1 protein-coding gene is annotated in these 604 nt (G+C 69.2%); it reads right to left on the minus strand.

Annotated elements, in window-relative coordinates:
- Window positions 1–406, minus strand: a 406-nt coding sequence (locus tag ACYVK7_RS17580; RefSeq protein ID WP_460889020.1) for a transposase, incomplete at its 3' end; no start/stop codon positions are given.
- Between the last annotated feature and the right edge of the window lie 198 nt (window positions 407–604).

The raw sequence follows: 604 nt of genomic DNA on the forward strand, positions 1-604 counted from the left end.
AGATCGCCTCGTGACTGATCCGCATGCTCTCATCATCGGGGAACTCCCGACGCAGGTGGCGGGAGATCTGCTGCGGGCTCCACGACCGGGCCTTGCCCGTGCCCGGCTCGTGCCCGCCCAGACACTCACTGACCCATGCCGTCAGGGCCGGGTTGGACGCGAGCTTGCCCGGCTTGGGACGGGCCAGACGTTGTTCGGCCCGCCGGTGCGCGACCGAAGCCTTGTACCGCCGCGCGTCGGGATGGGTGCCCGCGGCCAGCTCCCGGGTGATCGTGGACGGCGCCCGCCCCAGCACCCTCGCGATCTGGCGCGCGCTGGCCCCCTCGGCCCGCAGCAGCGCGATCTCCTCACGCTCCGCGAACGACAACAACCGGCCCGAAGGCTTCACCAGGGACACATCGGGCACCCCACCAGCCTTACGGATCCAAGCCTGTGCTGACCAGGTCGTGATCCCGGCAGCCACCGCGGCCACCGGGATCCGACCATGCACACGTAGACCACGCCAGAAGACCCGACGATGCTCCCGCGGCACGGGAAGACGGCTCCAAGACTTCATCGAACACCCCGATCATCAGGGGTGTTGCGACCACCAGTTGAATCCGCC

It is taken from the genome of Promicromonospora xylanilytica (assembly GCF_054782895.1).